Source organism: Erythrobacter aureus, assembly GCF_003355455.1.
GTDB lineage: Bacteria > Pseudomonadota > Alphaproteobacteria > Sphingomonadales > Sphingomonadaceae > Qipengyuania > Qipengyuania aurea.
The window spans coordinates 593,410-605,372 of sequence record NZ_CP031357.1; the positions used below are offsets into that span (position 1 = coordinate 593,410).

Here is an 11,963-nt window from a genome sequence, read left to right on the forward strand (position 1 = left end):
TAAAATTTACCGACAGGCGCTAGACCCGCTTGTGAACGGTTCAGGGATACACATTCATGCGTGGTGACACCAAGCCCGAAGTCTGCGTCATCGGCCTCGGTTATATCGGCCTGCCCACCGCCGCGATCATCGCGCGCGCGGGCTGCCCGGTGCACGGGGTCGACGTGACCCAAACCGTGGTCGACACCATCAATCGCGGTGAAATACATATAGAGGAAGTCGATCTCGACGGGCTGGTGCAGGCGGTGGTCCAGCGCGGCCTGCTGAAGGCCTCGACCGAGATCGCACCGGCCGATGTCTTCGTGATCGCGGTGCCGACGCCCTTCGCGAAGGATGGGAATCACACACCCGATACCTCCTATGTCATGGCCGCGGCCGAGAAGGTTGCCGAGGTGCTCAAGAAGGGCGACACGGTGATCCTCGAATCGACCTCGCCCGTCGGCACGACCGAAGCGATGCGCGATGCGATCGCGGCAAAGCGCCCCGATCTCGCCATGCCGGGCCTCACGGACGACCGAGCTGACATATCGCTCGCCTATTGTCCCGAGCGCGTCTTGCCCGGCAAGATCCTCGAGGAACTGACGCATAACGATCGATCGATCGGCGGCATCACGCCGCGCTGCGCGAGGAAGGCGCTCGCTTTCTACAAGCGGTTCGTGAAGGGCGAATGCGTCACCACCGATGCGCGCAGCGCCGAGATGACCAAACTGGTCGAAAACGCGTTCCGCGATGTGAATATCGCCTTCGCCAACGAACTGTCGATGATCGCCGACAAGCAGGGCCTCGACGTGTGGGAGGTTATCCGCCTCGCCAACCGGCATCCGCGCGTGAACATTCTGACGCCCGGCCCGGGCGTCGGCGGGCATTGCATCGCGGTGGATCCGTGGTTCATCGTCCACGGTGCGCCCGAAGAAGCAAAGATTATCCGCCAGGCGCGCGAGGTCAACGATGCCAAGATGCACCACGTTCTCGCCCGTGCGAAAGCGCTGATCGAAGCCAATCCGGACGCCAAGGTCGCTTGCCTGGGCCTGGCCTTCAAGGCCAATATCGACGACTTTCGCGAGAGCCCGGCGCGCTATGTCGCGGCAGGCCTTGCCCGGGAATTCGGGGCGCGCATTCAGGTGGTCGAACCCTATGCGAGCGAATTGCCCAGGGAATTCGACGGCACCGGAGCCGAACTCGTCGACATCGATACGGCGCTGGAGGAATCAGGCGTACTCGTCGCGCTGGTCGATCACGATGTCTTCAAGGTCATTCCGCCCGAAGAGCGGCGGGACAAGGCCGTTTACGATACGCGCGGGATCTGGCCCGACGCGGCATAGACCAATTCATAGCCATTGCGCGGAGCCGCAGGCGACGCGGCAATCCAGAACGGTCCGGACTGGATTGCTTCGCCATGCTCGCAATGACTTAGTGAGGACACTCAGCCCTTGTCCAACGCGATATCCGGCGCGTCTTCCTGCTTCATGCCGACAACATGATAGCCCGCATCGACATGGTGCGTCTCGCCGGTCACGCCCGATGACAGGTCGGACAGGAGATACAGGCCCGACCCGCCGACATCGTCGATCGTGATATTCCGCCGCAGGGGCGAATTAAGCTCGTTCCATTTCAGAATATAGCGGAAATCGCCGATGCCGCTCGCGGCCAAGGTCTTGACCGGACCCGCGCTCAGCGCATTGACGCGGATATTCTGCGGCCCAAGGTCGTTGGCGAGATATTTCACGCTGGTTTCCAGCGCAGCCTTGGCCACACCCATCACGTTGTAATGCGGAATGACCTTTTCCGCGCCGTAATAGGTCAAGGTCAGGATCGATCCGCCATGGGGCATCATGGTCGCCGCCCGCTGCGCCACCGCGACCAGCGAATAGGCGGAAATGTTCATCGTCATCAGGAAATTGTCGAGGCTGGTATCGACATATTTCCCGCGTAGCTCGTTCTTGTCCGAAAAGCCGATGGCGTGGACGACGAAATCGATCGTCTCCCAGCGCTGTTTGAGCGTGTCGAAGGCGGTATCGAGTGCCGCCATATCGGACACGTCGCATTCGATCAGGAAATCGCTCCCGAGCTTTTCCGCCAATGGCCCGACGCGCTTCTTGAGCGCTTCGCCCTGATAGGAGAACGCCAGTTCCGCCCCGTGCCGGGCAAGCTGCTGCGCGATGCCCCAGGCCAGAGACTTGTCATTGGCGAGCCCCATGATCAGCCCGCGCTTTCCTGCCATCAACCCGCTCATCCGGCGTGCTCCTCTTCTTCCATTTCCCTTGCCAGCGCTGCCCTGCGCCCTTCGTCGGTTTCCTCGGCCAGTTTCTCTTCCGGCGTTTCGGCCAGCGCGGCATTCAGTTCCGCGCCGATAACCACCCCGAGCCCGACAAGCCAGAAAAAGAACAGCGCGATCATCACACCCGCCAATCCGCCATAGGTGAGATCGTAGGCGAAGAAATTGCGCAGCACCGTGGGCATGATCGTCGTGACCGAAATCCACCAGAAGGTGGTCAACAATACCCCCGGCCATTTGGGATAGCGCTTGCGCCGGTATTTCGACGGGGTGAGCGAGTAGAAGATCAGGTAGAGCGAACCGAACAGGCCGAGCGAAGGCACGATACGGGACAGGCGCAGCGCCACCACCCTGTCCACCAGCTGGGGAAAATAGGCTTCGATGACTTCCTGCGCGGTGCCGATCAGGAATTGCGCGATCAGGCTCAGGAGGAGGAGGAATACCGCGGCCAGGATCACGCCGGAGGACAGCAGCCGGTATTTCCAGAATGCATGTGTCGCCTGCGTGCCATAGGCGCGGCGCAGGATATCGCGGATGGTTTCCACCAGACTGCCTACGGTCCACAATCCGATCAGCGCGCCGACCCATAGCAGCCAGCCGCTGCGCGCTTCGATCACGTCGCGCGCGACCGGCTCGATGACATTGCCGACCATGGGCGGCAGGGCGAAGAGGACGGCGTTGATCGTCGCCGCGCGTTCCGCCTCCTCGCCAAAGGCGGAAAAGATCGCCGCGCCGAGAATGAAAAAGGGGAAGATCGCCAGCATCGACAGATAAGCGAGGTTCCCGGCGTGAATGAAACCGTCATTATAGGTGCCGACAAAGGTGCGCTTTGCGATTTTCCACACGCGGGTTCCGGGGCCGACACGGTTCTCGATACGACCCCTGAGATTGCCCGCTTCCTTCCGGCGTTGCTCGGGAGACAGCGACTGGATCTCGCGTTCCTGACTTTCCGGAATTGGTTTTGGCGACAAGGGCTAGACCCCTAGCTTGCTCCGCGGATCGCTGGTGTCCTTCCACCCCTCGAGCCGCTTGGCAAGTTCGTCCAGATTATCCGGCAATTGTATCTCGAGCGTCACCAACTGGTCTCCGCGCGTGCCATTCTTGCGCGTGAACCCCTTGCCCTTCAGGCGCAATACGGTGCCGCCATGTGTGCCGGGCTTGATTGTCATCATGACCGGACCGTCGACCGTGGGTACGCGGACCTTGCCGCCGTTCACTGCTTCATCCAAGGTGATCGGCAGGTCGAACCGCACGTCGTCGCCGTCGCGCCTGTAGAGTTTGTGTCGGTCGATCGCGATCGTCACCAAGCCGTCGCCCGCGCCGCCAGGGCCTTGTTCGCCCTTGCCCTTGAGGCGCATTTGCGTGCCGGTTTCGACGCCCTTCGGCAATTTCAGGTCGACCGTCTTCCCGTCGGACAGCGTGATGCGCTGCGTCTTGAGGGTGGCGGCATCCACAAAGGGCACCCGAAGCTTATAGGCGATATCGGCCCCTTTCCGTGGTGGCGGGCGGTGTTGTTGCGCACCGCCGAAGGGGTTGCCTCCGCCGCGCGGGCCGCGGCCGCCGAACAGCCCTTCGAAAATATCGCCCAGATCGACCTGGTCGTTACCGAAGCCTTGAAAATCCTCCGCCCGGAAGCCGTGTTGGCCGCCGTTCGGGCGGAATCCGCCTCCGCCCCCCATGCCGGCAAAGGGGTTGGCGGGATTGCCATCGGCATCGATCTCGCCGCGGTCGAATTGCGCGCGCTTATCCTTGTCGGACAGCAGGTCGTAGGCGTTGGTGACCTGGCTGAAGCGCTCGGCCGCGTTGGGATTGTCCTTGTTGCGATCGGGATGAAGTTCCTTGGCGAGCTTGCGATAGGCGCTTTTGATGTCCTTTTCGGACGCTCCGCGCGCAACGCCAAGTATGGTGTAGGGATCGGGTGTGTTCATGACCATTTGGCGTGTTAGCTAGGCATCACAGCGCGGCTACGCAAGCGTGAGCGGTTTCCTAGGAGACCGATTGGCGATAGGGGCCATGGCATGGACGGTAAACCTTCCCCGTTCGTAGCGGATTCCGGGGCAAGAACGGGTCTCGGCGTGTTTTGCTCCTGAACTGTAATCCAAATGTTCCATTCTGTAGGATCTGTCCCGATGCAGAACGATGAAAGCGCCATCCCGCAAAGCGACCCCTTCGCCCTGTTCGAAGTCTGGTTTGCCGAAGCGAAGGAGAGCGAACCCAACGACCCGAATGCGATGGCGCTGGCAACAGCGTCCGACGATGGTTTCCCATCGGTCCGCATGGTGCTGTTGAAAGGCTACGGTAGCGATGGTTTCGTCTTCTATACCAATGCGGAAAGCCGCAAGGGAGAGCAGATCCGTGCCAATAGGCGTGCTGCTTTGCTGTTCCACTGGAAGAGCCTGCGCCGCCAGATTCGCCTCGAAGGCCCGCTGGATGAAGTAACCGAAGCCGAGGCGGACGCCTATTTCCATTCGCGCCCGCGTGTTTCGCAGATCGGATCCGCCGCCAGCGACCAGTCACGCCCGCTGCCCGACCGGCAGGTCTATCTCGACCGGGTTGCGGCGGTAGAGGCGCGTTATCCCGATGGTGACATTCCGCGCCCGCCGCACTGGACGGGTTTCCGCCTGAGCCCGCGCCGGATCGAATTCTGGCGGGATCGACAGTATCGCCTTCACGACCGCCGATTGTTTTCCCGCGATGACGCGAGTGACCCGTGGACCAATACGCTGCTGTATCCATGAGCCATAATCGCGCCTTTCTTGCCCGATCGGCGGCCATGGCCTCGATTTCGGTCGCGCTGGTGCTGGTCGCGCTCAAGACTTGGGCCAGCTGGCGCACCGGGTCGACCGCCATGCTCGGCAGCCTTGCCGATTCGGCGCTGGATCTCATCGCCAGCCTCGCGACGCTTACCGGGGTGTGGATCGCCTCCCGGCCTGCCGATGAGGATCACCGTTTCGGCCACGGCAAGGCCGAGGCGCTGGCAGCGATCTTCCAGGTCATGCTTATCGCGCTGTCGGCCTTCGGCATCGCGGTACGGGCGATCATGCAGCTTGCCGGACAGGGCGAGACCGCGGCCGCCGGGGAAGGGATCGCCGTTTCCCTGATCGCCATCGCGCTGACTTTCGCCCTGCTCGGATGGCAGCGCTATGTGATGAACCGGACGCGCAGCCTCGCGATCCAGACCGATCACCTGCATTACAAATCGGATCTGTTCCTCAACCTGGCTGTCATCGCAGCTCTGATATTCGACCAGTATCTCGGTTTCGGGGTCGCCGATCCACTCTTCGGCCTGGCTATTGCCGCATGGCTTGCTCGGGGCGCGTGGCGCGGGATGAGCGAAGCGGTCGATGACTTGATGGACCGCGAATGGCCAGAAGAAAAGCGGCTGGCTTTCATCGAGGCGGCGGCCGCGCATCCCGAACTTTCAAACCTGCACGATCTGCGCACGCGCACCAGCGGCAACCGCGATTTCGTCCAGTTCCATGTCGACCTGCCGCCGGACATGACGATCGAGCAAGCTCACGTAATAATCGAGAAAGTAGAAGGAGACCTCTGCTGCAAATTCCCGTGCATGGAGCTGCTCATCCATATCGATCCCGAAGGGCATGTCGACGAGCCCGACAATCCGCTGGTCGAGGAAAACGAGTTCGCCAAGCTTGAGAAGGACGCATGATGCGCGCGCTACCATACTGGCATGTCGATGCCTTCGCCGACCGGCCCTTCGCCGGAAACCAGGCAGCGGTGATGCCGCTTGAGGATTGGCTCGATGACGCCACTTTGCTGGCCATTGCGGAGGAGAACAACTTCGCCGAAACCGCTTTCGTGGTCCGCGACAAGAGCGGTGCGGCCGATTGGGAACTGCGCTGGTTCACTCCTACCGAGGAAGTACGGCTGTGCGGCCATGCGACATTGGCCAGCGGGCACGTCCTGCTGACCCGCGATGGCGGCGATCGCGTGACGTTCCGCACCCGCAAGGCGGGTTTGCTCGACGTGTCGCGGGCGGATGCGGGTTATGAACTCGCCCTGCCGCTGATCCGCACCCAGCCGGGCGAATGGGCCGAAGCGGTCGCGCTGATCGGCGCGCCGGCGCAGGAGGTCTGGCTCAGCCCCGATCGCTACGGCATTTACCTGTTCGACAGTGAAGATCGGGTGCGCGCGCTCGATCCCGATTTGCGGGGGTTGCGCGCGCTCGGGAACGACCAGTTCATCTGCACCGCGCCAGGGCGGGACACCGATGTGGTCAGCCGCGTGTTCGTTCCCGGCGGCGGTGTGGACGAGGATAGCTTCACCGGCTCTGCCCATGCTGCGCTGACCTATTTCTGGACCCAGCGGCTCGGGCGCGACGATTTCACCGCCTTCCAGGCCTCGCGGCGCGGGGGGCATGCGATCTGCCGCCGCGACGGCGAAAAGGCGGTGCTCAGCGGATCCTGCGTGACTGTGGTCGAAGGCAGCTTCTATCTGCCCTAGGTTTCCGGATAGAGTTCGATCACATCGGCAAGCTGCCGGAGCATCGCGATCCGTTCCTCGCGGTTCGAATGGCCAAGCCGTACCACGGTAAGCTTCTGCGTCGGCGATACGAAGACGTATTGCCCCATATGGCCGATCAGCGAAAAGGCGCTATGCGGCGCGCGGTCGGGGAACAGCGGGTGTTCCTCGCCTTCGGGAAGAGGGCGGTTGAGCCAAGTCTGAAGGCCGTAATGCGGGCTTTTGGGGCTCGGTTCGATCATTTCATCGACCCATTGGCGGGGAACAAGTTGTTCGCCGCGATACGAGCCCTTGTTGCGCAACAGCTCGCCGAGCTTGGCCCAGTCGCGTGCCGTAGCGTGGATCAGGCTGCCGCCGATCAGCGTGCCCGCCCGGTCGAATTCGGGCACCGCGCTGGTCATGCCCAGCGGTGCGAAAAGGCGCGCTTCGAGATAGTCGGCCACGGCCTCGCGGCGTTCATCCGGGTCTTTGCTGTCGGTCAGCGCGCGTGCGGCAATATCGGCAAGTATAACGGTGGTGTTGGAGGAGTATTCGAACCGTTCGCCCGGCTCGGCTTCGAGCGGCTGGGCCGTGGCGTAATCGGCCATGTCGTCGCGCCCGTCGAGAAACAGCATGCGCACCTCGCCGCTTTCATAGGGCGGGTCGCCCGCTTCGGTGTGTTCGAGGCCGGCGCGCATCTGGAGCAGGTGGCGCAAGGTGATTTCGGCACGCGGATCGCCCGTGCGCTGCCAGCGCGGGACGGGGGCGGGCGCATCGAGGCGCAATTGCCCGTCCGCGACCAGCATACCGATCATCAGGGCGGTAACCGTCTTGGCCATCGACCAACTGACGAAGCGGGTGGTCTCGTCATAGCCAGGAGCGTAACGCTCCACTGCCGGTTTGCCGCCGTGATAGACGATCAGGGCGCGGGTCTCGCCAAGCCCGTCGAGCGTGAACAGATCGTCCGCCGCGCGTGCCAGCGGCCGCGTCGGCGCACCGGGGTCGGCGGTTACCGCTGCCAGCGCCTCTTGGCTGAGCGGCGGCTCTTCGACGGGACCGGGGGAGCCGCATGCCGCAAGGGTTGAGGTGGCGAGGGCAAGCGCGATAAGGGGGGCGGTCCGCGTGGTCATGACCCGCGTCACTCGCACGAAGGAATCCCGCTTGGCAACGGCCAAAACACGTTCCCGCAAGTCGCGCCTCTGGCTGTGGCTGATCCTATTTGTGACGGCGCTGCTCGGATCTGCCTGGCTCGCCTGGGGTGACGGCCTGCGTAAGACCGGCGGCGTCGGCTCCGCCTATGCCGCGCGAGTCGCCTGCTCGTGTCGTTTCGTCGCGGGACGCAGCATGGACGATTGTGCGAAAGACAAGCTGGAGGGAATGGAGCTTATCTCGCTAAGCGACGATGCGGCGTCCAAGAGCGTGACCGCCTCGATTCCCTTCATCGCCTCGGACACCGCCAGCTACCGCGAAGGCTATGGCTGCGTCCTGCAGGAGTGGAAGGATTAAGCGGCGACCCGGCTGGTCGATTCGATCCAGCCCCCACCGACGACCCGGTCGCCCGCATAGATGACGGCAGCCTGCCCCGGCGCAACGCCGAATTCGGGCGTTTCGAATCGGATGGTCGTGGGCGCGCCCAGGCCAAGCGGCCCGTCGAGCGCAATCGGGACCGGCTTCGCCAGGCTGCGGACCTTGGCGGTCAGCGGTACGTCTGGCAGCGGACCGATCCGGTTTGTTTCGATGATCCGCGCGGCGGTGACTGCCAGCATTCGCTTGGGTCCGACCCGGACCTGCGCGCTTTCGGCATCGATGCCCACCACATAAAGCGGCTCGGGCTGCCCCCCGATCTCGAGCCCGCGCCGCTGGCCGACGGTATAGTGGATCACCCCCTTGTGCCGGCCGAGTGTATCACCGGTAGCGGCATGGACGATGGCACCGGGACGACCGCCCTCGGGACGCATCTTCTTGACGATCTTCGCATAATCGCCGTCGGGCACGAAGCAAATGTCCTGGCTGTCAGGCTTCGCGGCATTGCGCAGGCCCGCCGCTTCGGCCAGTTCACGCACCTCGGCCTTGGGCATTCCGCCGAGCGGGAAGCGCAGGAAATCGAGCTGCTCTTCGGTGGTACCATAAAGGAAATAGGACTGGTCGCGCGCCGGATCGGCGGCTCGGTGCAGCTCCGGTCCGGCCGATCCCATCACCCGGCGAACATAGTGGCCCGTGGCAAGACAGTCGGCGCCCAATTCCCGCGCCATGTCCAGGAGATCGGTGAATTTGGGTCCCATGTTGCAGCGGATACAGGGCACCGGTGTGCGCCCGGCGAGGTAATCGTCGGCAAAGGTCTCGACCACTTCCTCGCGGAAAGCGCTTTCGTGATCGTGCACATAGTGCGCGATACCGAGCCGTTCGGCCACTGCGCGCGCATCGCGTATGTCGTCGCCCGCGCAACAGGCGCCCTTGCGGCCCGTGGCGGCGCCGTAATCATAAAGCTGCAGGGTAATACCGATCACCTCGGCGCCCGTACGCGCGGCGAGCGCGGCGACGACCGAGCTGTCGACCCCGCCCGACATGGCGACGACGATACGGCACTCGGCTGCCGGTCGTGGCAGGTCGAACAGCGCGGCGGCCTGGTCCGGCGAAAGGCTCGTGGTTGCGGGCATGCGGCGCCCATACACCGATACGTGTCGAACCGCCAGTAGGGCACCGTATCCCCCCCATATGACCTTTCACGGATCCTTTACCATGCAGCCTTATCCCAGCCGGTATGTTCGAGGGCCGTATCAAGGACAAATCCTGCGAGGATCCGCGCGAAAGCTCGGTCTTGCACCGAATGCGCTGGACCGATCTGGTGGCCAGGCTGGCCGCGACTCGGGACCTGCGAGACGAACTCGGCACGGTCGATGCGGGGTTCAACGCATTCGGAGAGGTACGGCGCGAAAGCCACGAAGAAGGTAAATCGGCCGTTAACCACGATATTTTAAGCGATGGCAAAGCTGCGGGTCTAGGCCTTGGGAATGCCGCGAACGATGCGGACCAAGGCGACAGAGAGAGAGAATGATCGAAAACCAGGACATCCGCCCTGCACAGGTTATCGGCCCCCTCGGGGAGCCGCTGACCCTTGACGACCTGCCTTCGCCCGACACGAAGCGCTGGGTTGTTCGACGCAAGGCCGAAGTCGTGGCGGCGGTCAATGGCGGTCTGCTGACGATTGACGAAGTGCTAGAGCGCTATTCGTTGAGCCTCGAGGAATTCGCATCCTGGCAGCGTGCCGTCGATCGTTCCGGCATGCAGGGCCTGCGCGTCACCCGCATCCAGCACTATCGCGACCTCTACGAACGCCAGCTCAAATACTGAGACAGTCCCGCGCGGGTGCGGGAACCAACGCCCCCTTCCATACGCTCTTCCAGCATCGCCGGACCGAACCGGGGAACCGCTCGTCGCGCCCGTCCGTTAAAAGGGGTGTATTGAGACGGGTTTAGAGGAGGAATTGTAATGGCTTGGATTATCGCGATTATCGTTGGTGGTATTATTGGCTGGCTCGCAAGTCTGGTCATGAACCGCGATGCCTCTATGGGCATTTTCTGGAACATCGTCGTCGGCATCGTCGGTTCTTTTATCGGCAAGTGGATCGGATCGCTCATCGGTGTTGGCGCAACGCTCACCGAATTCAGCGTCCCGGGGCTGCTGATGTCTCTGCTGGGCGCCATCGTCCTGCTGGGTATCGCCAATATGGTTCAGCGCGGACGCGTTCGTTAAGCGCCTTCGTTCTACCGACCCGAAAAACGGGGCGGGCATCGAAAGATGTCCCGCCCTTTTTCGTATCTCATATGCGCGGACTAGGCTCCGCACCTGTGGTCGCAATGCGACATTCGTCCTGTCGCACAAGCCCTCGGTCGAACCCTCGATTGCCCTACTATGGTGCCAGGTCTATCGCCCAATTACGAAATTCTTGCGCTGAGTGATATAGTGATATAACACACTTCTCGTTCGCAGCGCTTCTGGGGCAAGGTACGATATGAATTACGAATCCGGAGTGATAGCCGAAAAGGGCGAGCCCATTGCGGTCGGGATCGAACCGGAAGCCGAGGAGCAGGAAGAAAAGCGCCGGTTCGACCGGCGTAAAATCGTCATCATCGGCTCGCTTTTAGTTCTCGCCTTGGCCATTGCGGCCTATTTCGTGATGCGCGGCGGAGGAACGGCGACACCGGCGGGTGACGAGAATGCCCAAGCGCCGACCGTCACGGTCGTCACGCCCGGCAAGACCACGGTCGAAGGCCAGATCACCGCCACCGGGACCCTGGCCGCTCGCCGCGAAATGCCTGTCGGCGTCGTCGGCGAGGGCGGCCGGGTCGTGTCGGTTCCCGTCGATGCGGGTGACTGGGTGCGTCAAGGTCAGGTCCTGGCCAGCATCGATCGCTCGGTTCAGTCGCAACAAGTGCAAAGCGCCGCAGCACAAATTCAGGTTGCTCAGGCCGATGCGAATCTCGCCCAGGCCAATCTCGATCGCGCCCTTCAGCTCGTCGAGCGCGGCTTCGTATCCAAGGCGGATGTCGACCGACTCACGGCTACTCGCGACGCTGCCGCGGCGCGCGTCCGCGTGGCTCAGGCGCAATTGCGCGAACTGCGTGCCCGTACCGCGCGGCTTAATGTTCTCGCACCGGCTTCTGGCTATGTCCTCGAACGCAATGTGGAAACGGGGCAGACCGTGGGCGCCGGCTCGCCCGCGCTGTTCCGGATCGCGCGCGGCGGCGAGATGGAAATGCTCGCCCGCCTCAACGAAGATTCGCTGGCCGCGATTTCGGTTGGCACCAGCGCGCAAATCAGGCCCATCGGTACCGAGAAGCTTTTCACGGGGCAGGTCTGGCAGATATCTCCTACCATCGACCAGCAGGATCGCCAGGGTACGGCGCGCATCGCGCTTGCTTACGCGCCCGGCCTGCGTCCCGGGGGGTTCGCCACAGCGACGATCGCCAGCGGCACCGTCGTTGCCCCGATATTGCCCGAGAGCGCGGTTCTTTCCGATCGCGAGGGCGACTACGTCCTTATCGTCAACGGCGAAGACAAGGCCGAGCGTCGTCCGGTGACAACCGGGGCCGTTACGTCGAAGGGCATCGTCATCGCCGAGGGACTGAGTGGTTCCGAACGGGTGGTGCTGCGTGCCGGTGGCTTCCTGACCGAAGGTGAAACGGTCAGGGCGCAGCTGGCCAAGCTTGACTAAGGCGAGGTAACT

General features: G+C 63.0%; 14 protein-coding genes. 9 read left to right on the forward strand and 5 right to left on the reverse strand.

The genetic code is table 11. The features are described from left to right. The first annotated feature begins 56 nt into the window (after positions 1-56). Positions 57-1,322 (forward strand): UDP-N-acetyl-D-mannosamine dehydrogenase, encoded by a 1,266-nt coding sequence (gene wecC, locus DVR09_RS02965; RefSeq protein ID WP_115415615.1) that lies wholly within the window; start codon positions 57-59, stop codon positions 1,320-1,322. A gap of 101 nt (positions 1,323-1,423) precedes the next feature. Here the strand turns inward: wecC and fabI are convergent, their stop codons facing one another. The 3 genes from fabI to DVR09_RS02980 are packed head-to-tail and all read right to left on the reverse strand — an operon-like array spanning position 1,424 to position 4,203. Continuing rightward, positions 1,424-2,233, reverse strand: coding sequence for an enoyl-ACP reductase FabI (gene fabI / locus DVR09_RS02970; RefSeq protein ID WP_115415616.1), 810 nt, complete (start codon positions 2,231-2,233; stop codon positions 1,424-1,426). Next, positions 2,230-3,246, reverse strand: a complete 1,017-nt coding sequence (locus tag DVR09_RS02975) for a YihY/virulence factor BrkB family protein (protein ID WP_115415617.1) — start codon at positions 3,244-3,246, stop codon at positions 2,230-2,232. Before DVR09_RS02975 ends, fabI begins: the two co-directional genes overlap by 4 nt. A 3-nt stretch (positions 3,247-3,249) precedes the next feature. Further along, positions 3,250-4,203, reverse strand: coding sequence for a DnaJ C-terminal domain-containing protein (locus DVR09_RS02980; protein WP_115415618.1), 954 nt, complete (start codon positions 4,201-4,203; stop codon positions 3,250-3,252). A 201-nt stretch (positions 4,204-4,404) separates the two neighbouring features. On the opposite strand from DVR09_RS02980, the gene pdxH reads away from it, so the two are divergent. Genes pdxH through DVR09_RS02995 form a run of 3 tightly spaced genes read left to right on the forward strand, consistent with a single transcriptional unit; the run spans position 4,405 to position 6,739 of the window. Then, on the forward strand, positions 4,405-5,013 hold the full coding sequence (gene pdxH / locus DVR09_RS02985) for a pyridoxamine 5'-phosphate oxidase (protein ID WP_115415619.1): 609 nt from the start codon (positions 4,405-4,407) through the stop codon (positions 5,011-5,013). After that, positions 5,010-5,945 carry a cation diffusion facilitator family transporter gene (locus DVR09_RS02990; RefSeq protein WP_115415620.1) on the forward strand — a complete coding sequence of 312 codons (936 nt, stop codon included), beginning with the start codon at positions 5,010-5,012 and terminating at the stop codon, positions 5,943-5,945. The genes pdxH and DVR09_RS02990 overlap by 4 nt, the downstream gene beginning before the upstream one ends. Then, complete coding sequence (locus DVR09_RS02995; protein WP_435867804.1) at positions 5,942-6,739, forward strand: PhzF family phenazine biosynthesis protein; 798 nt, start codon at positions 5,942-5,944, stop codon at positions 6,737-6,739. The genes DVR09_RS02990 and DVR09_RS02995 overlap by 4 nt, the downstream gene beginning before the upstream one ends. On the opposite strand, the gene DVR09_RS03000 is transcribed toward DVR09_RS02995, so the two are convergent. Beyond that, complete coding sequence (locus DVR09_RS03000; protein WP_115415621.1) at positions 6,736-7,866, reverse strand: serine hydrolase domain-containing protein; 1,131 nt, start codon at positions 7,864-7,866, stop codon at positions 6,736-6,738. The two genes, DVR09_RS02995 and DVR09_RS03000, sit on opposite strands and share 4 nt — an antisense overlap. Before the next feature lie 31 nt (positions 7,867-7,897). On the opposite strand from DVR09_RS03000, the gene DVR09_RS03005 reads away from it, so the two are divergent. Further along, positions 7,898-8,242, forward strand: coding sequence for a hypothetical protein (locus tag DVR09_RS03005; RefSeq protein WP_234041532.1), 345 nt, complete (start codon positions 7,898-7,900; stop codon positions 8,240-8,242). On the opposite strand, the gene mnmA is transcribed toward DVR09_RS03005, so the two are convergent. Beyond that, positions 8,239-9,393 carry a tRNA 2-thiouridine(34) synthase MnmA gene (mnmA, locus tag DVR09_RS03010; RefSeq protein WP_115415623.1) on the reverse strand — a complete coding sequence of 385 codons (1,155 nt, stop codon included), beginning with the start codon at positions 9,391-9,393 and terminating at the stop codon, positions 8,239-8,241. The two genes, DVR09_RS03005 and mnmA, sit on opposite strands and share 4 nt — an antisense overlap. 104 nt (positions 9,394-9,497) lie before the next feature. On the opposite strand from mnmA, the gene DVR09_RS03015 reads away from it, so the two are divergent. From DVR09_RS03015 to DVR09_RS03030, 4 genes are all read left to right on the forward strand, one after another. Then, the gene (locus tag DVR09_RS03015) at positions 9,498-9,791 is read left to right on the forward strand and encodes a hypothetical protein (RefSeq protein ID WP_115415624.1); all 294 of its coding nucleotides are present in this window, start codon (positions 9,498-9,500) and stop codon (positions 9,789-9,791) included. Then, positions 9,788-10,087 carry a CtrA inhibitor SciP gene (gene sciP / locus DVR09_RS03020; RefSeq protein ID WP_115415625.1) on the forward strand — a complete coding sequence of 100 codons (300 nt, stop codon included), beginning with the start codon at positions 9,788-9,790 and terminating at the stop codon, positions 10,085-10,087. The genes DVR09_RS03015 and sciP overlap by 4 nt, the downstream gene beginning before the upstream one ends. A 138-nt stretch (positions 10,088-10,225) precedes the next feature. Then, positions 10,226-10,489: a GlsB/YeaQ/YmgE family stress response membrane protein gene (locus DVR09_RS03025; protein WP_115415626.1), complete on the forward strand. Its 264-nt coding sequence runs from the start codon at positions 10,226-10,228 to the stop codon at positions 10,487-10,489. A gap of 259 nt (positions 10,490-10,748) precedes the next feature. Next, the gene (locus tag DVR09_RS03030; protein ID WP_115415627.1) at positions 10,749-11,951 is read left to right on the forward strand and encodes an efflux RND transporter periplasmic adaptor subunit; all 1,203 of its coding nucleotides are present in this window, start codon (positions 10,749-10,751) and stop codon (positions 11,949-11,951) included. Positions 11,952-11,963 lie beyond the last annotated feature (12 nt).

What these genes read in the sequence shown, in the direction of transcription:
- pdxH (WP_115415619.1), top strand. Translation starts at nt 4,405, where the DNA reads ATGCAGAACGATGAAAGCGCCATCCCGCAAAGCGACCCCTTCGCCCTG.
- DVR09_RS02995 (WP_435867804.1), top strand. Translation starts at nt 5,942, where the DNA reads ATGATGCGCGCGCTACCATACTGGCATGTCGATGCCTTCGCCGACCGG.
- mnmA (WP_115415623.1), bottom strand. Translation starts at nt 9,393, where the DNA reads ATGCCCGCAACCACGAGCCTTTCGCCGGACCAGGCCGCCGCGCTGTTC.
- fabI (WP_115415616.1), bottom strand. Translation starts at nt 2,233, where the DNA reads ATGAGCGGGTTGATGGCAGGAAAGCGCGGGCTGATCATGGGGCTCGCC.
- DVR09_RS03000 (WP_115415621.1), bottom strand. Translation starts at nt 7,866, where the DNA reads ATGACCACGCGGACCGCCCCCCTTATCGCGCTTGCCCTCGCCACCTCA.
- DVR09_RS02990 (WP_115415620.1), top strand. Translation starts at nt 5,010, where the DNA reads ATGAGCCATAATCGCGCCTTTCTTGCCCGATCGGCGGCCATGGCCTCG.
- DVR09_RS03030 (WP_115415627.1), top strand. Translation starts at nt 10,749, where the DNA reads ATGAATTACGAATCCGGAGTGATAGCCGAAAAGGGCGAGCCCATTGCG.
- sciP (WP_115415625.1), top strand. Translation starts at nt 9,788, where the DNA reads ATGATCGAAAACCAGGACATCCGCCCTGCACAGGTTATCGGCCCCCTC.
- DVR09_RS03015 (WP_115415624.1), top strand. Translation starts at nt 9,498, where the DNA reads ATGTTCGAGGGCCGTATCAAGGACAAATCCTGCGAGGATCCGCGCGAA.
- DVR09_RS02980 (WP_115415618.1), bottom strand. Translation starts at nt 4,203, where the DNA reads ATGAACACACCCGATCCCTACACCATACTTGGCGTTGCGCGCGGAGCG.
- DVR09_RS03025 (WP_115415626.1), top strand. Translation starts at nt 10,226, where the DNA reads ATGGCTTGGATTATCGCGATTATCGTTGGTGGTATTATTGGCTGGCTC.
- wecC (WP_115415615.1), top strand. Translation starts at nt 57, where the DNA reads ATGCGTGGTGACACCAAGCCCGAAGTCTGCGTCATCGGCCTCGGTTAT.